This is a genomic window from Thermomonas sp. (assembly GCF_041919455.1).
In the GTDB taxonomy this organism is placed as follows: domain Bacteria; phylum Pseudomonadota; class Gammaproteobacteria; order Xanthomonadales; family Xanthomonadaceae; genus Thermomonas.
On the sequence record NZ_JAYRTQ010000005.1, the window covers coordinates 109,920 to 129,719 of the forward strand.

The following is a 19,800-nucleotide window of genomic DNA, read 5'->3' on the forward strand; positions in this document are numbered from 1 at the left end:
GCAATAGCCGCATGGGCCAAGGGTAGCAGCCGGGGTCGTGGGCATCACGCCAGTAACCTGCGAGGATTAGCTGGCCAACCTATCCGGATGCTGCCATGACGCTGACTCAGTGGGGTTTCGCCATCTTCGGGTCCCTCGTGACGGCGGTCATCGCCGGTGAGTTCGGGAGCAAGGAGCGCACGGCTGATGGAAGGCCCCGCTTTAACCCTGTCTGCGCGGTAGTGGTGTTCGTTTCAACCATGGGCACCGCTTACCTCGCGGCCATTAGCTAGGCCCGCTAAGCCGGTCCCGCAGGCTCAGTCACAGAGCCCTGAGAATCTTCACTATCGGCAAGAAATGGTCGTCCATCCAGTCTCCGTTGATCCGGGCGCGCAAGCCGTCCTGCAGCTCCATAACCACACGAGGTTCAATATTGAGGCATGCGGTCGTGCCTGCCTTTGCGACGCGCGTTGCAGTCACACGCTTTTGCTTACCGTCCAAGCGAACCGAGTAGGTGGCGCAATCCGGGTTGTCGTTGGTGTAGGTGATGCCGTCGGCAGTGAATTTCACGTCCTCAAATACATCAATGTTCGTATGGACAATGCGACCGGAACCGAACGCATTGGTCGAAGCCTCAATGCAGCGAGGGGTAGGCGCCATCTCGCAGCGGATCGCTATCGAGTTCGGAATGATCGGAGACCCGCCGTCGCTTCGTACCCACTGGCCTTCTGCAGTTGCATAGCCGGCGTCAGGGATCCAAAAGAAATTGAGACCCGAGCCTGCCATCGGCTCGTTTGAGGCAACAACCGCTACTTCGCGCGCCCCCTCAAATGCAATCGCCATTGCAAAGAATGCCGGGATCCACCAATTGCGCTTCCGCTTCGTCGGTTCCATGTCCGCTCCCCTGTCAACCGCTGGGTAGCGATTCGAGGAAAATGGAGAACAGCTTCCTGTCCGAAGCGGACTCGATCAGCGATTCAAGTTGGGAAAGATTCTCCCTCGATGCGAAAGTGCCAAGCAGATCAACGGTCTGCTGAAGCTGTTCGATCCGCGAGTCAAGTCCACCGGTCACCTTGTCTAGGTGGCGGGCATCTTTGTCGCTCAGAGACTCGACATCCTGGCTCTGAAGCTTGCGGAGAGCAGGTTCGAGCTCTTGGAATGTTGTTCTCAGGGCGGAGGAAGCGGAAATGGCACCAACGCCACTCAAACGACCAGCCGTCTCCGTTAGGTAGTAAGGGGTTCCGGGGCGCGCGTTACCTGTTTCCAAAGCGAGTTCTTGTTCCTGCTTTGTGGCCTTGCGAGTCCTAGATATTGCGCCATCGCCACTGCGGCGCATGCCTCTGATGGCATCAACGACAACGCGCGGCATTGATCCGGAATCTCCCCCAAGGTGGCGGATCGGTGTGTAGAACTGACCAGCTCGGGCCTTGATCGTGTCAATTCGGGTAATGACATCGGGAAGCCTGGACTTCAGGACCTCCAAGCGCTCGCGGCGTTCCTTGGCGCGAAAGTCTCGATCAAACGCCTTCTGCAAGTTAGTGAATGTGACCGAGAAGTTGTTCTTTCCGCAGACGCTTCCAAGGTTGGTCACTTGCCCAGCCGTAGTAGTGACTAGGTAGCCGTTTGAATGCGGTTGTCTGCAACTTTTCAGGCCGCACGGTTGCCTGCTGTCGAAGGCGTAAACGCCAATGATCTCTTTCAGGTGCACGGTTTTTGGGTCGAGGTCGCGGGTGAATCCAGGCGTTTCGTACAAATCCTCCCAAGACTTCAGCCTGACGAGGCCACGCTCGACGGTAATAGTGATCATTCGGACGCCTGGGTTGAGTTGAACCGCTTGCCGCAGCAGAGTGTGTGGCGATCTAAAAGTACCCCTGCCGAAAGCTTATTTCACGCATTCCGGTACAGACCAGACAAGCGCAGGAGCGCTCTGAAGCCCGACGCATTTTGCAATGGTTAGGCGATGCTTTCCGTTTGTATGGACGTAGTATTTTCCGCCGCACTCGATGACATGGGGCAGATCGTTGGTTGTCGCATCGCAAGCGTTGAGGTAGTTGCGAAACGCTTCGGGCCTGTAGCGGTCAAAAAAGTACTGCTTGTGGAGGGAAAAGAGCAGCCCAATCCAGTCGCTGACATCATCGTCACGATTGACGCCGTGCAGGTCTCTGAGATCGATGTTTTTGAAACATGCGGGCGTACCTTCTGTGGGTTCGCAGCCGACGCGGGAGAACTCCATGCTCTCAATTTCAATCCGTCGCTCTTCGCTGATCCCAAGCTTTTCTAGGCGTTCTGTGCCTGAATACTTCCTTCTTGGCACAGAGGTCACGTCGGCCAGAAGTTCCTTGATCTTTGCGTGCGGAGTCATAGAAGGCGTCTCGCCGGATAGCTCTTCTAGTGTTGGCTATCGCATTGCCTGCCGCAAGTCGACCAGATCATCGGGGAACGAAAAGCAGGCGTGGCCTAAGAGCGAGGCCTGAGCAGCGCCCCGCAGGCCGGCAGATGTGAGCCTCTGTCTCCGCATGTACGCCGAGGCTCTGCAGCGTCCTCAGAACCTGAGGCGCGTCTCCGGTTTTGAGAGGGCGGTGTCGCACCCTCAAAGTCATGCTACCCGACGGGTTTCACTGGCGACCGCACTTCAACGGCCACGCTCTGTGGTTGGGTGATCACATGGTGGCGACCTATTCGGCCCAACCCGGCGCGCCATACGCGCTGGCCTATTTCCACTGCGGCAAAATCAACTATGGCGGCCGGACGTTCGCGCCTGAGGTGGTTCGCGCCTATATGGAGGGCTGGGCGCGAAGGTGGAATGCGGAGCTGCGAGAAGAATACAGATGCTAGGTTGCACTCTTTGCCTCTGCCGGGGGTGCCGAAACTACGTTTTGTCGGACACGAACTCGAAGTCAGTGGCGAACTTCTGCATCACTTCCTCGGCTGATACGCCATCTCCGAACGTCATGCTTGCAGCGTGCCTGCCTGCTCCAGCATGGATCCCTTCACGGTACCTCTTGAGTCCGTGACCTTGGCATTTTCTGACCGCGGCAAACATGTCGGCTGGCGAATCAAACGACAGTACGACGCGCGATTCGTCGTCTTGGCTGATTCTCACAATTGGCTTTGTCATGCGCCGAGCATATCAGGGTATGCGAGGGCTAAAGGGTGGAGGGCGGCACGGACGTAACGAGAAATCGAAGCATCCAGGCGGCCTCAACGTCACCAGCAGCGGTAGCGGTCTTCAAGGCGGCGAGCAGGGCGTCGATAGACATTGGGAGGCTCCTTGGGTTGGTGACCAGAGAGTGCCGCGACCGCCGTACCACCGCAGTCGGGGCAATCCCCGCCTGAGGGTAGGGGAATCCCTACCAGCGGCAGACGAACCGACCGAATCTCAGACCTACAACACGGAAAGGAGAGCCCTTGCTCTCCGTGCCATTGGCACGCCCTTTAACCATGGAGGTATCCGTGCTGAAACCCCCGACCACGACCCCGTTTCCGCTTGAACACTTGGCGGCATTCGCTATCGTCTTCCTGCTTGGGCTGGCTTACCACCAGCGAGGCAAGAACCCCTTCGACTAGGCAGGCAGGGTAGGGCCCGGCTTAGGCCGGGCCCTTATGCCGCCGGCAAGGTGCAGGCCCGCCAATTGCCTACGACACACACGAGGTGGGGGCGCTATGCCCGGAAGCTAAGCGGTGCAACAAATGGGATCTAAGTTGACCGCAGCGGCTGGGTGGCCGGCTGACTGGTACGTGCAAAAAATAGTTGCGCAAACTCACCCACGCTCGCGTTTTTTTGTGTATGTTCGACGCCCGGTCGCTACACAAGAGGAGGGAGATGACCGCGATCCCAAGTAGGCAGGCGACATATCGGCCATGCGAAATGCCGCATCGGCTCGGCATCGGAAAGACCAAGTTTCACGAACTCGTGAAATCACCTGGATTCCCCAAGCCCAGTATCCTCGGCCCACGCGCTAAAGTTTGGACCGACGATCAAGTTGAAGAGTTGCTGCGAGTGCTGCGGTCCGAAGAGCACTAACCGCAACCATCGAGACACCCATTTGCCCCGCCGGATTCGCCGGGCAAACCCATTGATGACCCCCGCTCCCAATCACTAAAAGGTCGGCAGCTTTCGGGTTCATATTCCTTGTCATATCTAGCTGGATTGCTTGAGACGACGAGTGACGCGCTAGCTAACACCTAGCCCACAGATGTTGAAGCCGCGATGCAACAAAGCATCTGCGCACCCATCCGTTCTTTTTCAATCAGCAGCACGGGCCGCTCAGGCAGCCCGTGCTTTGGAGAAATTTATGCGCAAGAAGAAGCCCTCCATCGAGGGCGAGTGGACCAATGAAAAGAGGTTCTTCTGGACTGGCCAACACCACCGCATCGATCACGATGTCCAAATTCCGAAGATCGTCCTCGGCATCGATGGGTTGATGGAAGACATTACCAACGCGAAGGGTCGGCAGTTTTACATGGGCAAGGGGCCGCGAGGCCACACCATGATCCGGATGAAGAAGGTGGCGGAAGACTTGGCTAACCGGGCGAGCGGGCTGAATCCCCACATCGTCCGCCGCTATGCCACTAGGCATAAGTTCTCACCGTTCTTCGAGGTGTGGGAGCGGGTCTGGTATGAAGCGACCACGCTAACGGAGGTTGCTCGTCGCCATGACAGTTTGGACGCGCTGAACGCATGGTTCGATAAGCTGCGTGCGGAACTGCAGGGCAGCCAGTTCCGCAAGGCTGTTCGGAATCAGCGCCGCGTTGCTCAGAAGAACGCGGACGGCCTGCGCGCTCACATCAATCAGTTGTTCCGGAATGACTCGCGACTGATGGTGATGCGGATCGACTTCGGGTATCGCCACGAGCCGGAGTTCGATGTGGTGAAGTGGGTTCCTCCCTCCGACAAGAGCGTCAAAGCCGACTTTGAACGTCTCAAGCGCTTCATCAAGGCCGAGATCCCGCACTGGCGTAGCGTCATTTGGAAGGTGGAGTTTGGCGCGGTCAAAGGCCACCACATTCATGTGATGGTGATCTGTGACGGTCACGAGGTCCGTGAAGGCATTACCTGGGCCAAGGTGATCGGTGAGAAGTGGGAGGAAATCACGCGCGGTGCTGGATCTTACTGGAATTGCAACGCGCACCAAGCGCTGTTCGAGAAGATGGGTCGCCGCGGTATCGGCTTGATCGACTACACCGATCACGCTCGCCGGGATGACCTCATGCGTGTCGCCATGTATGTGGCAAAGGCTGACTCGTACGCTCGCTTTCAGTCTCCTGACATCGGTCGCACCTTTGGGAAGTCGGTCTGCAAGCGGAAGAGCGAGAAGAAGGGCAGGCCCCGCAAGTACGTGGACCCGGTTGACGGCGTGGAGGAGATTATCGAGCCGGTGAAGGTGGCCTAGCGTCTAGTGATTGATGGTGCATGAGGGCGGGGCGCATACAACGCCTCGCCCTTTTTCATTGCGCGCCGCTTTCTTTCGTCATCGAGTACATGTCATAAGGTCGCACCCAAAACCATGCGCGCCTTGCAATGCACGATCACCGGGCGGGCCAGCCCTTCGAAGTATTTCTGGCCAATAGGCGCGCTGACCTGAGAAAGATTGCGTCGCGGACGCGGGGAGAGTTCTCTAGCGACGACCTCGCTGCGGAAGCCTGGCTGCTGGCTATCGAGATCGGGCAGAAGCGCGGCTGGCCCTTCAACTTCCTCGACGAAGACGATCAGGACACCCTGTTCGCTTGGCTGCACAACCGATTTGTCAGGTACGCGGAGAAGGCGGTGCGCTACGCAGTCCGGCTCGACCGTGACTGGGATAGCGAGGACAGCGAGCAGACCGGCTCCGCCCTGGCGAGACTGCTAACGGCCCCCTTGGACACGGATCCACAAATCCGGCAGCAAGCGATCGACGAGCAGGTGGATCTGGTCGATGCGGTCATGCGCAGCTACTCCGAGGCCACCGCCTACGTGTTGTTGCTGATTCGGGTGGACTGGCACCTTGAAGACTTGGCCGATCTACTGCTAATCGGCTGCGGCACGCTCAAGCTCCGATTGAGAGCCTCCGGTCTACGTGCGCGGATCCAGCCCTCGCTGTTCGACGGGGTGGCTCGGATCGACCGTGATTTCGACCCATGGCGGAAGCGTCGCGCCCTACGTCGTGGCTTCGGGCAGGTACCCGCCGCACAAGGAGCGCTGTGGTGCTGAGGGCACGCCGACTTGACGTGTAGCGCGTCCGACTACCGACTTCTCGGTTAGTCGATAGCACCGCCCGAAGCATGCGGGCTCAGGCTCCAGATTCCGTACAGGCGTCCGTACAACGAAGAAGGGCACCCTAAAGGTGCCCTAAGTCGTTGATTCGTCAACCGACGGTGGTGGCCGGGGAGGGAATCGAACCCCCGACACGGGGATTTTCAATCCCCTGCTCTACCAACTGAGCTACCCGGCCAGTGCTGCCGGTCGAACGAGCCGCGCATGATACGTGCCGCGGCGGTTCGCGGCAACCCGAGCAAGCGCTGAACGGCTGCGGGCAGGTAAAGCGCGGGTTGGGCGTGGCGGGTGGATGATCCGGTCAGTCCACCGGAGCATCGCCATGAAAACCTTGCTGGTTCCACTGCTCGCTGTTGCATCCCTGAGTGCCTGCGCCACCAACCGCATGAGCGACACCGACCGTCTGGCGCTTTACCAGGCGCATGCCGGCGAGCCGGTCAAGCAGATCCGCAACACCAACGCGATGGGCTGGGACCGGGTCGACGACCAGCACATCGTGCTCAACATGCGGCCCACCGAGAGCTGGCTGCTGACCGTATCCGGGCCTTGCCTGGACTGGGGCAGGGGGTCGCCGGTGCTGCGCCTGAGTTCCACCGGGCCGTACGTGATGGCCAAGTTCGACCGCATCCTGACCGAAGGTTCACCGGCCAGCTGCCGGATCGAGGAAATCCGCCCGATCGACGTCAAGGCGATGCGTGCCGCGCAGGACGCGGCGACCGCTCAGGCCTCCGCGGGGACGTAACCCGCGGGTTTTTCTGCGCCGCCACCAAACAGGAACTTCAGCATTTCGCCTTCCAGGAAGGCGCGGTGCTGGGGATTCAACGGTGACAGCCGGTTCTCGTTGATCAGCATGGTCTGGTGGGCTAGCCAGCGCTGCCAGGCCGGCTTGCCGATGCCGGCGAACACGCGCTTGCCGGCTTCCCCGGGCCACGGGGCGAAGTCGAGGCCGTCGGCTTCGACGTGGTCCATTTCGCAGAACACCTTGCGCGCCATCGTCATTCCTTCTCGTCGGGAGCCTGCAGCAATCGCCGCACCGGCGCGGGCAGGCCGATCCCGGCCAGTTCCGCACGCGTTGTCCAGCGCAGGTCGTCATTATCGCCGACCGCATCGCGCGGTCGAACGCCCTTGAGGCGATGCGGGTGGATGCGCAGCCGGTAGTGGCTGAACCCGTGGGCGATGGGATCGCCCGCCTGCGCGGCATCGAAATCGCCATGCGCGTGGATGTCGAACCAGGTGCGTGCAGCGACAAGGTCGGTGTGTTCCGGCAGCGACCAGAGCGCGGCCCACACGCCAGTCGGTGGCCGACGTTGCAACAGCACGCGTTGTTCGCTGTCTTCGATCAACAGCATGTGCGCGATGCGTTCCGGCAGCGGCTTGCCGGGCTTGGGCGAAGGCAGTTCGCCGACGCGCCCTTCGCGCAACGCGATGCAATGTTCCTGCAACGGGCAGATCGCACAGGCCGGATCGGACCGCGTGCACAGGGTTGCGCCGAAATCCATCTGCGCCTGGGTGTAGTCGGCGAGGCGTGCGGCGGGCAAAAGGGTTTCGGCGATGCCCCAAAGCTGCTTTTCCACCTTCGGCAAGCCCGGCCAGCCGTCGATGCCGGACAACCGGCACAGCACGCGCTTGACGTTGCCGTCCAGGATCGGCGCGTCATCGCCCCAGGCCTGCGAAAGGATCGCGCCGGCGGTGCTGCGGCCGATGCCGGGCAGTGCGATCAGTGCGTCGAGGTCGCGCGGCAGGTCGCCGTCGTGCAGTTCGACGCAGCGCTTGGCCGCCGCATGCAGGTTGCGTGCGCGTGCGTAGTAGCCGAGGCCCGACCACAACGCGAGCACATCGTCCTGCGGCGCATGCGCCAGCGAGGGCAGGTCGGGCAGGGCATCGATGAAGCGCTGGAAGTACGGGATGACCACGGAGACCTGGGTCTGCTGCAGCATGATTTCGCTCAGCCACACCCGGTAGGGCGTGCGCGGATGCTGCCACGGCAGGTCGTGGCGGCCATGGCGGTCGAACCAGGCCAGCAGGCGCGGTGCGAATCCCGTTTCGATGGCCAGCATCAGTCGGCCTGCGGCGGGATGCCGGGATCGTCCAATTCGATGTCCACGCCTTCCAGCACGGCGCCCGCGATCTCGATGCGCGGCGTGGACAGCGCGCCTTGCAGCGGCGGCAATGGCGTGCCGGTGGCGATGTCGTCCAGCCACGCCAGCACCGCGGGCAGGCGGAAGCGCGCGTCGAAGCGGGTGGCGTCGCGGTGCAGTTCGAGCGCGGCGATGTCGGCGAAATCGATGCTGCCCTTGTAGTCCAGTGCGAACGGCATCGGCGAGCTCGAAGACGACAACGGCGCGGGCAATGTCGGCCAGGCCTGCGGCCATGCGGCGATACGGCCGTCCAGGTGCAGCACCAGTCGGCGACCGACCGAAACGGAACCGCGCGCGCTGGCGTCCGGGATCGCGCCGTCGCCATCCAGGAACACCTGGACAGGCACGAATCGCCAGGTCGCGCTGTTGAAGGCCATCGGTCCGTGCAGGCCAAGCCGGAACGGCATATCGGTGGACGCGGAGCGGTAACGTGCGGCAATGCCGAGCCGTGCCGGCTTCATCAGTGCGGAATCCTTGCCGAGCCGCAGCGGGCCGGCCAGGAACACCCGTGCGGGTACTCGCCAGTCGGCGTTCGCGATGGTCAGTGAGCCGATGCCGGCGACGCCGGTCGGCGCGCCGGCCAGCAAGCGCCGCGGATGCGCGATGGCGATCGCCAGATCGGCCGGGATCGACATCGGCGTGGCGACATAGCGGCCACGCACGCGGGCGCGCAACAACTGTTCCGGATGCAGCGAAGGCACGTCGATGGACAGGCCTTCGATCCGCCAGTCGTCGTTGTCGATGCGGCCGCGGACAATCCGCAGGCCGTCAACCAGGGTCGGGATGCGGGTTTCCGCGCTGGGTGGACGCGTGGCCAGCCAGCGCTGCAGGGCAGGCAGGTCGAGCACGGGTGCGTCGAGTTCCACCCGCTGTACGGTCAGGTCCGCGCCGCGCGTGCGCAGGGTGCGCCACGGCAGCGAGACGAACACGCGCTCCGCGCGCAGCAAGGCCTTGGCATCGCCCGGTCGTTGCGCCACCACGTCGTGCAGCACCAGTTGCGGGGTGCCGCGCAGGCGGTAGTCGATGGCGCTGGCGCTGATCTCCAGGCCCAGGCTGTTGCCGAGCTGCTTCAGCAGGAACCCGCCCGCGCGCTGCGGTTGCAGCAGCCATCCGGCGACCAGCAACAAGACCAGCAGGATGGCGGCGAGGATCGCGGCCAGCCGCAGCAGGCGCTTGCCGATGCGGCGCGGCGGCGCGGCTTCGCTCACCCGGTGAGCGACTCGGGCAGCAGGGCGTCGACGAAGGCCTCGGCGTCGAACACGCGCAGGTCCTCGGGGCGCTCGCCGATGCCGGCATAGCGGATCGGGATGCCGAATTCGCGGGCCAGCGCGAACACCACGCCGCCCTTGGCGGTGCCGTCCAGCTTGGTCACCACCAGGCCGGTCACCTGCACCTTCTTGCTGAATTCGCGCACCTGGTTGATCGCGTTCTGGCCGGTGGTGCCGTCGATCACCATCAGCACTTCATGCGGCGCTTCCGGATCCAGCTTGCCCAGCACGCGGCGGACCTTGGCGAGTTCTTCCATCAGCCCGCCCTGGGTGTGCAGGCGGCCGGCGGTGTCGGCGATCAGCACGTCCACGCCACGCGACTTCGCCGCCTGCAGCGCGTCGAACGCGACCGAGGCCGCATCGGCATTCTGTCCCTGCGCGACCACCGCCACGCCGTTGCGTTCGCCCCATGCCTGCAACTGCGCCACTGCTGCAGCACGGAAGGTGTCGCCGGCGGCCAGCATCAGGCCCAGGCCCTCGTCCTTGTAGCGACGCGCCAGCTTGCCGATGGTGGTGGTCTTGCCGGCGCCGTTGATGCCCACGGTCAGGATCACGAACGGCTTCTTCGATGCATCGATGCGCAGCGGCTGGACCACCGGCGCCAGCATCGCCACCAGTTCGCCGCGCAGCGCCTTGAGCAACGCCTGCGCATCGGCGAATTCGCGCGCCTTCATCCGCTTGCGCATCGATTCGACCAGTTGGGTGCTGGCGGTCACGCCGACATCGGCGGTAAGCAGGGCGGTTTCGATCTCGTCGAGGAGGTCGTCGTCCAGCTTCGGGTTGCGCCCGAACAGCTCGGTGATGTCGCGGGTCAGGATGCTGGTGATGCGCTGGCGCCAGCCGGGCTTGCCGGCGGCAGCCGGCGCGGGCAGGGCCGCGTCTTCCGGGGCAGCGACCGAAGGTTCGGCGGCCGGCGCGGGCGCTACCGGGTCGCGCGCTGGTGCGGCAACCGGTTCGACAGCCGTCGACGGGGCCGGAGCGGATGGCGCCGCCTGGGTGCTGTCGGGAAAGGCGGCCGCCAGGTCCTCGGTGGAGAGGCGGCGCGACGTATCGGCCTCGGGTTTGTTGCGACGGAACCAGCTGACCATGCGGGGGATGGGTGCCTGCGGGGCGCCTGGCACGGTGCCGCAGGCGATGAGCGAGAATGGCCGGCATGGTATCACCCGCCCCCAGCCCGGCCCGATGAACGGGCGTCGCAGTCCGCCGCGCCCGGCATCGACCGGGAGCGTGCGCATCATCGGCGGTCGTTGGCGCGGCACGCGCCTGCCGGTGGCCGACAGCCCGGGCCTGCGCCCGAGTGCCGATCGCGTGCGCGAGACCCTGTTCAACTGGCTGCAGCCTGTCTTGCCGGGTGCGCGGGTGCTGGATCTGTTCGCGGGCACCGGTGTGCTGGGGCTGGAAGCGGTCTCGCGTGGGGCGGCATCGGCGATGCTGGTCGAAGTCGAGCCGCAGTTGGCGCGTGGACTGCAGGCCGAAGTCGCGCGCCTCGGCGCGTCCGGCGACGTCACGGTGCACCAGGGCGATGCCTTGGCATGGCTGCGTGGGCAGCCGGCGCAGGGCTTCGACATCGCCTTCGTCGATCCACCCTTCGCCGCCGGCCTGTGGGAGCCGGTGCTGGCGGCATTGCCGGTGCTGCTGGCGACGGATGCGTGGCTGTACGTGGAGTCGCCGTCGGACCATGCGCCGGCGATCCCGCCGGAATGGGCACTGCATCGGGAAAACCGCACCCGCGACGTGCGCTATGCCTTGTACCGCCGGGTTACACTCGCCGGCATCGACACCAGCAGCGATCCCCAGACGACATGAGCGTGGCCAAGCGCACCGCGGTCTATCCGGGTACCTTCGATCCGATCACCAACGGGCACGTGGACCTGGTCCAGCGCGCGGCGCCGCTGTTCGAGACCCTGATCGTCGGCGTCGCCGCCAGTCCGTCCAAGGGGCCGGCCCTGCCGCTCGAGATGCGGGTGGAGCTGGCGCGGGAAGCGCTGGCGGATTGCCCGAACGTGCAGGTGCGCGGCTTCGATTCCCTGCTGGCGCACTTCGTCAGCGAGATCGGCGCGGGGGTCCTGCTGCGCGGCCTGCGCGCGGTCTCCGACTTCGAATACGAATTCCAGATGGCGAGCATGAACCGCCACCTGATCCCGGAGGTGGAAACGCTGTTCCTCACCCCGGCCGAGCAATACGGCTTCATCTCGTCGTCGCTGGTGCGCGAGATCTCGCGCCTTGGCGGCGACGTGTCCGGCTTCGTGCCCGCGGCGGTTGCCGTCGCGCTCGAGGCGCAATGGCGCAAGCGGTCGGGATGAACCCGCGCGCCACCACCTCCGTCTCCACCCACTTCGCCGTACCAGGGGAAACTCCATGAACACCATCACCCGCCTGCTTGCCGTCGCCTGCCTCGCCCTGTCGTTCGCCGCGTGCAAGAAGGAAGAGGCACCCAAGGCAGAAGTCGCCGCGCCGCTGTCCGCCCCGACCACCGACGACGTGACCGCCTGGCGCGCCTACGTGAACGACGTGGCCACCCGCAACATGGAGGGGATCACCAACAGCCCGTTCGTGTACTTCCTGCCGGGCGAGAAGAGCGAAGGCTTCGGCGGCCTGTACGAGCGCCTGCTGGAGAAGCTGGAGCAGGATCTGGGCCGCGGGATCCTGGAAGGCAACATGCTGGTGTTCGCCTCGCCGGCGCAGGACAAGACCACCGAGATGGTCGAGACCGCATTCAAGGCGGTGCCGCCGGGCAGCATGAAGGGCGTCAAGGTCGTCTTCGTCGGCAGTCCGATCCTGAGCGAGCGGGTCAGGACCGCGGTCGAGCCGGCTGGCGTGAACTACGTGTTCGTCGAAGCCAAGTAAGCGGGACAGGGATGCATGCAACCCTCTCCCGTCCGCGGGAGAGGGAGCAAACATGTCGCTCAAGATCAACGAACTCTGCGTCAACTGCGACGTCTGCGAGCCGGTCTGCCCGAACAAGGCGATCAGCATGGGCCCGGACATCTACGTGATCGACCCGGCCCTGTGCACCGAGTGCGTGGGCCACTTCGACGAAGCCCAGTGCGTGGCGGTGTGCCCGGTCGAGTGCATCGACCCCGACCCGGCGCATCCGGAAACCAACGAGCAGTTGCTGGCCAAGCTGGCCGGCCTGCAATTGCATGGAGGCAAGGCGGCATGAAGCGTCGGTTCCCGATCCTGTTGTTCCCGATCCTGTTGCTGTCGCCGCTGCTGGCCTTCGCCCAGCAGTCCGGCGATCCGGCGAAGCCGCCCGGCGCGGTGATCGCCTCGGCGCATGCGCTGGCCACCGATGCCGGTTTCGAGACGCTTGCGCGCGGCGGCAATGCCTTCGACGCCGCGGTCGCCGTGTCCGCGGTGCTGTCGGTGGTCGAGCCGATCAGTTCCGGACTGGGCGGTGGCGGCTTCTTCCTGTTGCACGATGCGAAGACCGGCAAGGACGTGTTCGTGGATGCGCGCGAGACCGCGCCGGCCGCGGCCACCCCGCAGGCCTACCTCTTCAAGGACGGCCAGCTGGATCGCGACCGCGCGCAGAACGGGCCGTGGTCGGCGGGCATCCCCGGCCTGCCGGCGGCATTGGTGCATGTGGCCGGGCGCCACGGCCGCCTGCCGCTTGCCCAGTCGCTGGTGCCGGCGATCCGCATCGCCAGGCAGGGCTTCCCGGTCTACGGTCGCCTGGCCCGCGGTTACGCGGAGCGCCGCGACGTGATGGAACGCTATCCCGGCACCCGCGAGGTGTTCCTGCGCAATGGCCAGCCGCCGAAGGAAGGCGACCTGTTCCGCCAGCCCGAATTGGCGGCCACCCTGGAGCGCCTGGCCACGGGTGGTTTCGACGGGTTTTATCGAGGTATCACGGCCAAGCGACTGCTTGCAGGCGTCAAGGCGGCCGGCGGCAAGTGGACGGCGGACGAACTTGCCGGTTACCGGGTGAAGGAACGCGAGCCCCTGCGTTTCGCGTACGACGGTTGGGACATCGTGACCGCGCCGCCACCGTCCTCCGGCGGGATCGCGCTGGCCGAGATGCTGCAGATCCTGGAGCCGTGGGACCTGGCGAAGATGCCGCAGGCCGAGCGCGTCCACCTGGTGACCGAGGCCATGCGCCGCGCCTACCGTGACCGCACGTTCTACCTGGGTGATCCCGACTTCGTGAAGATCCCGGTCGGGACGCTGATGGACCCGGCCTATGCGGCCGGCCTGCGCGCCACCATCCATCCCGCCAAGGCCACGCCCAGCGACCTGCTCTCCGGCGCGGCGACGCTGCTGGAAGACGAGGAGACCACCCACTTCTCGATCATCGACGCCGACGGCAACCGCGCCGCGGTGACCCAGACGGTGAACCTGCTGTTCGGCTCCGGCCTGGTGCCGGCCGGCACCGGCGTGCTGCTCAACAACGAGATGGACGACTTCGCGTTGAAGCCGGGCACACCGAATGCGTTCGGGGTGATGGGCTACGACGCCAACGCGCCCGAGCCGGGCAAGCGCATGCTCAGCTCGATGACGCCGACGTTCCTGTCGAATGCAGACAAGGTGGCGGTGATCGGCACGCCCGGCGGCAGCCGCATCATCACCATGGTCCTGCTCGGCATCCTCGGCTATGCCGACGGGCTGGACGCGCCGCAGGTCGCGGCGTTGCCTCGTTACCACCACCAATGGATGCCGGACGCGCTCGGCATCGAACGCGATGCGTTGCCGGCCGACGTGGTCGCCGCGCTGCGCGCGATGGGCCACGTGGTCGTGGTCCCCGGCGAGGACAACCAGGGCCGGCGTTCCAGCGATGCCTGGGGCAACATGAACACCGTGTTGTGGGACAGGCGCGACAACACGCTCAGCGGCGGCAGCGATCCGCGGACGAATACCGGCAAGGCGCGGGTGGTCGCATCGCCCTGATCGCGGCCGGATGGTCGCGATGGGCGCTCACGGTGTCGGGGGCTTGGTCGGCTCGCGGATGGTTTCAGGATTGCCGACGTTGACCGTCCCATCCAGCCCCTTGATCGGACGCAGGATGGTCTCCCGGGCGGCTTCATCGAGCGCATCCAGCACGTTGCCGCCGCGCGCAGGCTTCACCCCGGCGATCCATTTTTCGATCGCCGGGTCGCGCAGCAACTCGCGCCGCAGCAGCGCGGTTTCGCGGTCGTAGCGTTCCTTGGCGCGGACAAGCGCCACCCGGTCTGCGTACCTGGGCTTCATCCGGTTCCACAGCACGTCGGCGGCGGAACGCGTTTCTGGCGAGGCCGCCATCCACGCACCGGCGAGAACCTCGTGTTGCAACTGATCGCCAGCACGTTCGGCCGACAGTGCCAGCCACGCCAGCCCGAGCGCTTCGTCCTTCGGCAAGCCTTCCCCACGCATCAGCAGCAGGCCGAGGTTGAACATCGCCCGCTTGTCGCCCCAGCCGGCGGATTCCTCGTACATCGCGCGGGCCTTGCCGATGTGCCCGGCCTGCAGCGCCTTGTTCGCCGCGCAGAAGTAGTAATCCCCGGGCAGGTAGCGCTCCGCGCCTACGGCGCAGGCGATGCGCCCGATATCGCCGAAGTGGTCCGGTCGGGGCTGTGCCTGGCTGGCCTGTGCCACGACCAGCGCGCAGATGCAGGACAATAGACGGCTCAGGATCCGTGCGCCCACTTCTCCTCCGCAAGAACGTGACCAGCGCATCCTGTACTACTCCTGCGCCAACGGCCTTGCAAGCCGTCCCGCGCCAAACAGGGACGAACGACATGAAGCTCTGGTCGATCCTCGGCAACTCGCAGAAACTCGATGGCGGCGCGATGTTCGGCAACGCACCGCGTGCGCTGTGGGAGCGCTGGACCGCGGTGGATGCCGCCAACCGCATCGACCTGGCCTGCCGTGCCTTGCTGGCCAGCCCGATCGAGGGCAAGACCGTGCTGTTCGAGGCCGGCATCGGCGCGTTCTTCGCCCCTGCACTGCGTGAGCGCTACGGCGTGGTCGAGGCCAACCACGTACTGCTGGACTCGCTGGCCGAGGCCGGCTTCCGCCACCAGGACATCGACGTGGTGGTGCTGTCGCACCTGCACTTCGACCATGCCGGCGGCCTGCTTGCCGCGTGGGAAGACGGGCAGCCCCCGCGCCTGCTGTTCCCGAACGCCACCTTCGTGGTCGGCAAGGCGCATTGGGAACGCGCGGTGCAGCCGCATCCGCGCGACCGCGCCAGCTTCATCCCGGAGTTGCCCGGGCTGCTGGAAGCCAGTGGCCGGCTGGAGCTGGTCGATGGCGACTGGTCGCAGGCGCTCGGCCGCAGCGTGCGCTTCCACCACAGCGACGGCCACACGCCGGGCCTGCTGCTGGCGGAGATCGTCGGTCCCGAGACCGTCGATGGGCAGCCGCATGGCGGCGTGGTGTTCTGCGCCGACCTGATCCCCGGGCGGCCGTGGGTGCACGTGCCGATCACGATGGGCTACGACCGCAACGCGGAACTGCTGATCGACGAGAAGCGCGCTTTCCTGGAAGACATGCTGGCGCGCAACGTGCACCTGTTCTTTACCCACGATCCCGGTTGCGCACTGGCCCAGGTGACCCGCGACGACAAGGGCAAGTTCGGCACCGCCCACGAACATGCGGAGCTGCGCGCACGCGCGATCGCCGCCTGAGGCGCTGGCATTCCGCGACGCGGGCGTGCATCGTGCGCGCTCCGCCTGATGCGAATTCCGCCGATGCCCAAGATCACCCTGCTGTTCGCGTCGCTGCACGTGTTGCTGATGCTGGTCTTGCTCGCGCCGATCCCGCGTTACCGGAGTTCGCGCAAGATCGGCCTGGGCGACGGCGGCGACAAGGTGCTGACGCGGATGATCCGCACCCACGGGAATTTCATCGAGCACGCGCCGTTCGCGTTGCTGGTGCTGGCCCTGCTGGAATTGTGCGGGCTCGCTCCTGCGTGGGTCTGGGGCTTCGGTAGCGCCCTGCTGCTCGGCCGGGTGCTGCATGCGCTTGGTTTGTCGCGCAGCGGCGGCTATTCCTTCGGTCGTTTCACCGGCACCGTGCTGACGTGGCTGGTGTTCCTGGCGATGGCGCTTGCCGGCCTCTGGCTCGCCCTGCGCTGAACCTGCGCGATCAATCCACCGGCGTGCCGAACAACCGGTCGCCGGCATCGCCCAGCCCGGGCAGGATGTAGGCATCCTGGTTCAGGCGTTCGTCGACGGCGGCCACGTAGACCTCGATGTCAGGATGTGCGGCCTCTAGCGTCCGTAGCCCTTCCGGCGCGGCGACCAGGAACAGGCATTTGACCTGCCTGCAGCCCGCCGCCTTGAGCATGTCGATGGCGGCCAGCGCGCTGCCGCCGGTGGCCAGCATCGGATCGATCAGGATCGCGGTGCGCTCGCCCATGTTGTCGGCCAGGCGCTCGTAATAGGTTTCCGGCTGGTGGGTGGCCTCGTTGCGGCGCAGGCCGATCACGCTGACCGCGGCGGCCGGCAGCATCGCCTGCACGCCGGGCAGGAATCCCAAGCCGGCGCGCAGGATCGGCACCAGGGTCACCTTCTCGGCGCGCACGTGCGCTACGTCCAGCGGCCCGGCCCAGGTCGGCACGCTGCGGGTTTCCACCGGCATCTCGCGGGTGGCCTCGTAGGCGAGCATCGCGGCGATCTCGCTGGCCAGCTGGCGGAACAGCACCGGGTCGGTGCCGACATCGCGCAGCTTGCCGAGTTTGTGCTGGACCAGGGGGTGGCGGACTTCGACGATCTTCATGCAGGTGCTCCGTGTGCAGCGCGAGTGTGCCGCAAGTCGCGCCTGCCGGAAACGCGAAGGCCGGCGCATGGCCGGCCTTCGCGACGGATCGAAGCGGTATTCGTCAGAACGCCCAGCGCGCGACCAGCTGGTAACTGGGGCCGGCTTCCTCGGTCTCCAGTTCGTACTCGTCGTAGTCGCGATCGACCTGGTCGGCGAGGTTGTCGAACTTGTGGACGAACTCGTCCTTCGATGCATCCAGCAGGTTGGCCGCGCTCAACCGCAGCGACAGCGTCTTGCCGACGCGCTTTTCGACGAAGACCTCCAGGTCCGCGCCGTAACGCACCGTCACTTCCTCGGCGACGATCCGGCTGAAGGCGTCGCCCTGCTTGCGGTAGGTCGCGCCGAACGAGGCCTGCAACGCGGGCAGGTCGTGGATGAAGCCGACGTTGTAGACGCTGCGCGCCTGGTCGTTGAAGCGGCGGCTGCCGATGAAATCATCGACCTTGCTGTTGAGCCAGGAATAGTTGAGGAACACGCCAGTGTCGGGCAGGCCGAGCGCGGTCAGCGGTGTGGACAGGTCGAACTCCACGCCGTAGACCTTGCCGTCGCCGATATTGGCCGAAGTGAACACGTAGCTTTCCGGTTCGAACTCGAAATCGGCTTCGCTCGCGCCGGGGTTCTCTTCCAGGAATTCCTCGAGGTCGTCCTCGTAGCTGTCCTGCGCGTCCTCGCTCCACTCGCCGGTATTGACCAGCTCGATCAGGTTCTTGACGTCGCGGTAGAACACGTTGACGCCGACCACGCCGCTCTTGCCCAGCCGGCGTTCGAAGCCCAGGTCGAGGCCGTTGGCGCGCTCCGGTTCCAGCAGCGGGTTGCCGATGTAGTCGTTGTCGCCGTACTCGCCATCCAGCAGCGCCGGCACCACTTCGTTGAAATTCGGCCGCTTCACGCTTTTGGCCAGCGAGAAGTTGATGCGCGTAGTGTCGTCCAGGTCCCACTTCAGGTGCAGCGACGGCAACAGGCTGTTGTAGTCGCGGTTGGCCGAGCCTTCGGTTTCGCCGTCCTCGCGGTAACGGATGTCGGACTTGGTGGTCTCGTAGCGCAGGCCGGCTTCCCACGCGAGCGCGCCGCGCTTGCCGGACACCATCACGTACGGATCCACGCGGGTTTCCTCGATCAGCGAGCCGATGCTGCCGTCGAGCTCATAGACCACCGGGTCGCCTTCGTTGTCGGCTTCCCACGCGAAGTTTGTGTAGGTGATATCGCGCTTCTTGCGACGATAGTCCACGCCGAACTCGAGTTCGGTGCTGGCGGCGACCAGACGTTCGTGCGCGATCTTGAAGCTGGTCTCCCCGTCCCTGGCATCGACCGAGGAGGCTTCGGCCTCGGACTTGTCCCACTCGCCGTTGACGTATTCGTGCTTCTCCTCGCTTTCGGCGCTGTCGTCCTCGAAGCGCGCATAGTCAAGGTCGATGGCTGTTGTGCCGCCGGCCATGGCGAACTTGTACTCGGCGGCGATGCCCCAGTTCTTCTGGGCGATTGGATTGAGTCCGGGCACGTTGGACTCGATCACGTCGCCATCGTCGTATTCGACTTCATGCGAGACCTCGGTGACATCGCGGTCGGTCTTGACGTAGAAGCCGTCGATACCGAACTCCCCTGTGTCGCCGATATCGGTGGAGAAGGAAACATTGGCCGAGTAGTCGCGGCCATCCTTTACCTCGTTCTGGTCTTCCCAACTCACCAGTTCGTCCATCGACGGATCGGCGTAGCGATCGGAACGCTTGATCTTGGCGCGGTAGCGATCCTGGACATTGATGCCGGCAAGGATGCGACCGCCGAGGAAATCGCCGCTGGTGACGGCGCCCAGGCTCGGATTGATCTCGCCGTCGAACGCGCGGGTGGCACCGATACGCACGTAGCTACCGTCGAATACATACGCATCGCGCAGGACGATGTTGATGGTGCCGGCCATCGCGTCGCCGCTGCGGTTGGCGCTGTTGCTGCGCAGGATCTCGACGTGGTCGACCATCTCCGCGGGGATGCGGTCGACCCAGAACGAGCGGTCGTCGCCCGCGCCCGGCACCTTCTTGCCGTTGATCAGCACCTGGGTGTAGCCGGCGGCCATGCCGCGCATCATTGCGCCGTCGAACTCCATGATGTCCGAGCCCACGAACGCCACGCCCGGCACGCGCTTGAGCATGTCGCCCACGGTATTCGGCTCGAAGCGCTGGAAGTACTCCAGGTCATATGTCAGTACCGGTTCGATGGCGTCGGTGCGGTCGCGATAGGTGATCTCGCCTTGCACAACGATGCGGTCGAACTCTACGGGCACCGGTTTCGAGTCCCGGCCGTCATCGGGGACCTGGGTTTGAGCAAAGGCGTGCCCTGCCGGCAGCAGTGCAACGCAGAAAATCGCTCGTGAGATGCTGGCGGCGAGCGCGGTACGTTTCATTGAATGGAATCCCGTTGCGAAAATGAA

21 protein-coding genes and 1 tRNA gene are annotated in these 19,800 nt (G+C 64.8%); 11 read left to right on the forward strand and 11 right to left on the reverse strand.

What is annotated here, in order from left to right; genetic code table 11:
• The first annotated feature begins 95 nt into the window (after positions 1–95).
• Positions 96–272, forward strand: coding sequence for a hypothetical protein (locus ACE3T8_RS04845; protein WP_374607273.1), 177 nt, complete (start codon positions 96–98; stop codon positions 270–272).
• 28 nt (positions 273–300) lie between these two features.
• On the opposite strand, the gene ACE3T8_RS04850 is transcribed toward ACE3T8_RS04845, so the two are convergent.
• The 3 genes from ACE3T8_RS04850 to ACE3T8_RS04860 form a co-directional block, all read right to left on the reverse strand.
• Positions 301–873, reverse strand: a complete 573-nt coding sequence (locus ACE3T8_RS04850; protein WP_374607275.1) for a hypothetical protein — start codon at positions 871–873, stop codon at positions 301–303.
• Between the two features lie 13 nt (positions 874–886).
• Positions 887–1,786 (reverse strand): hypothetical protein, encoded by a 900-nt coding sequence (locus tag ACE3T8_RS04855; RefSeq protein ID WP_374607277.1) that lies wholly within the window; start codon positions 1,784–1,786, stop codon positions 887–889.
• Between the two features lie 75 nt (positions 1,787–1,861).
• A complete protein-coding gene (locus ACE3T8_RS04860; RefSeq protein WP_374607278.1) occupies positions 1,862–2,341 on the reverse strand; it encodes a hypothetical protein in 480 nt (159 codons plus the stop codon).
• A 1,933-nt stretch (positions 2,342–4,274) separates the two neighbouring features.
• Here ACE3T8_RS04860 and ACE3T8_RS04865 point away from each other — a divergent pair.
• Both ACE3T8_RS04865 and ACE3T8_RS04870 read left to right on the forward strand, forming a co-directional pair.
• Positions 4,275–5,372: an inovirus-type Gp2 protein gene (locus tag ACE3T8_RS04865; RefSeq protein WP_374607280.1), complete on the forward strand. Its 1,098-nt coding sequence runs from the start codon at positions 4,275–4,277 to the stop codon at positions 5,370–5,372.
• Positions 5,373–5,500: 128 nt separating this feature from the next.
• On the forward strand, positions 5,501–6,169 hold the full coding sequence (locus tag ACE3T8_RS04870; protein WP_374607281.1) for a hypothetical protein: 669 nt from the start codon (positions 5,501–5,503) through the stop codon (positions 6,167–6,169).
• Positions 6,170–6,334: 165 nt separating this feature from the next.
• Here the strand turns inward: ACE3T8_RS04870 and ACE3T8_RS04875 are convergent.
• Positions 6,335–6,410 (reverse strand) — tRNA-Phe (locus ACE3T8_RS04875).
• Positions 6,411–6,554: 144 nt separating this feature from the next.
• On the opposite strand from ACE3T8_RS04875, the gene ACE3T8_RS04880 reads away from it, so the two are divergent.
• Positions 6,555–6,974: a DUF6491 family protein gene (locus ACE3T8_RS04880; RefSeq protein ID WP_374607283.1), complete on the forward strand. Its 420-nt coding sequence runs from the start codon at positions 6,555–6,557 to the stop codon at positions 6,972–6,974.
• Here ACE3T8_RS04880 and ACE3T8_RS04885 read toward each other — a convergent pair.
• Genes ACE3T8_RS04885 through ftsY form a run of 4 tightly spaced genes read right to left on the reverse strand, consistent with a single transcriptional unit; the run spans position 6,953 to position 10,726 of the window.
• Entirely contained in the window at positions 6,953–7,225 is a 273-nt protein-coding gene (locus ACE3T8_RS04885) for an oxidative damage protection protein (RefSeq protein WP_374607285.1), read from the reverse strand. The genes ACE3T8_RS04880 and ACE3T8_RS04885 overlap by 22 nt on opposite strands.
• Before the next feature lie 2 nt (positions 7,226–7,227).
• On the reverse strand, positions 7,228–8,289 hold the full coding sequence (gene mutY / locus ACE3T8_RS04890; protein WP_374607287.1) for an A/G-specific adenine glycosylase: 1,062 nt from the start codon (positions 8,287–8,289) through the stop codon (positions 7,228–7,230).
• The gene (locus ACE3T8_RS04895; RefSeq protein WP_374607289.1) at positions 8,289–9,578 is read right to left on the reverse strand and encodes a hypothetical protein; all 1,290 of its coding nucleotides are present in this window, start codon (positions 9,576–9,578) and stop codon (positions 8,289–8,291) included. The genes mutY and ACE3T8_RS04895 overlap by 1 nt, the downstream gene beginning before the upstream one ends.
• Positions 9,575–10,726: a signal recognition particle-docking protein FtsY gene (gene ftsY, locus ACE3T8_RS04900; protein ID WP_374607291.1), complete on the reverse strand. Its 1,152-nt coding sequence runs from the start codon at positions 10,724–10,726 to the stop codon at positions 9,575–9,577. The genes ACE3T8_RS04895 and ftsY overlap by 4 nt, the downstream gene beginning before the upstream one ends.
• Positions 10,727–10,820: 94 nt before the next feature.
• Between ftsY and rsmD the strand changes: the two genes are divergently transcribed.
• Genes rsmD through ggt form a run of 5 tightly spaced genes read left to right on the forward strand, consistent with a single transcriptional unit; the run spans position 10,821 to position 14,525 of the window.
• Complete coding sequence (rsmD, locus tag ACE3T8_RS04905) at positions 10,821–11,444, forward strand: 16S rRNA (guanine(966)-N(2))-methyltransferase RsmD (protein ID WP_374607293.1); 624 nt, start codon at positions 10,821–10,823, stop codon at positions 11,442–11,444.
• The gene (gene coaD / locus ACE3T8_RS04910) at positions 11,441–11,941 is read left to right on the forward strand and encodes a pantetheine-phosphate adenylyltransferase (protein WP_374607295.1); all 501 of its coding nucleotides are present in this window, start codon (positions 11,441–11,443) and stop codon (positions 11,939–11,941) included. Before rsmD ends, coaD begins: the two co-directional genes overlap by 4 nt.
• A gap of 55 nt (positions 11,942–11,996) precedes the next feature.
• Positions 11,997–12,485 (forward strand): hypothetical protein, encoded by a 489-nt coding sequence (locus tag ACE3T8_RS04915; protein ID WP_374607297.1) that lies wholly within the window; start codon positions 11,997–11,999, stop codon positions 12,483–12,485.
• A gap of 52 nt (positions 12,486–12,537) precedes the next feature.
• Positions 12,538–12,801 (forward strand): YfhL family 4Fe-4S dicluster ferredoxin, encoded by a 264-nt coding sequence (locus ACE3T8_RS04920; protein ID WP_374607299.1) that lies wholly within the window; start codon positions 12,538–12,540, stop codon positions 12,799–12,801.
• Positions 12,798–14,525: a gamma-glutamyltransferase gene (gene ggt / locus ACE3T8_RS04925; RefSeq protein ID WP_374607301.1), complete on the forward strand. Its 1,728-nt coding sequence runs from the start codon at positions 12,798–12,800 to the stop codon at positions 14,523–14,525. The genes ACE3T8_RS04920 and ggt overlap by 4 nt, the downstream gene beginning before the upstream one ends.
• A 27-nt stretch (positions 14,526–14,552) precedes the next feature.
• On the opposite strand, the gene ACE3T8_RS04930 is transcribed toward ggt, so the two are convergent.
• Positions 14,553–15,233, reverse strand: a complete 681-nt coding sequence (locus tag ACE3T8_RS04930; RefSeq protein ID WP_374607303.1) for a hypothetical protein — start codon at positions 15,231–15,233, stop codon at positions 14,553–14,555.
• Positions 15,234–15,352: 119 nt separating this feature from the next.
• On the opposite strand from ACE3T8_RS04930, the gene ACE3T8_RS04935 reads away from it, so the two are divergent.
• Positions 15,353–16,243 carry an MBL fold metallo-hydrolase gene (locus tag ACE3T8_RS04935; protein WP_374607304.1) on the forward strand — a complete coding sequence of 297 codons (891 nt, stop codon included), beginning with the start codon at positions 15,353–15,355 and terminating at the stop codon, positions 16,241–16,243.
• Between the two features lie 63 nt (positions 16,244–16,306).
• Positions 16,307–16,693, forward strand: a complete 387-nt coding sequence (locus tag ACE3T8_RS04940) for an MAPEG family protein (RefSeq protein WP_374607306.1) — start codon at positions 16,307–16,309, stop codon at positions 16,691–16,693.
• Between the two features lie 10 nt (positions 16,694–16,703).
• Here ACE3T8_RS04940 and upp read toward each other — a convergent pair whose 3' ends face one another.
• Both upp and ACE3T8_RS04950 read right to left on the reverse strand, forming a co-directional pair.
• Positions 16,704–17,336: a uracil phosphoribosyltransferase gene (upp, locus tag ACE3T8_RS04945; RefSeq protein ID WP_374607308.1), complete on the reverse strand. Its 633-nt coding sequence runs from the start codon at positions 17,334–17,336 to the stop codon at positions 16,704–16,706.
• 103 nt (positions 17,337–17,439) lie between these two features.
• Positions 17,440–19,653 (reverse strand): TonB-dependent receptor plug domain-containing protein, encoded by a 2,214-nt coding sequence (locus ACE3T8_RS04950; protein WP_374607309.1) that lies wholly within the window; start codon positions 19,651–19,653, stop codon positions 17,440–17,442.
• Positions 19,654–19,800 lie beyond the last annotated feature (147 nt).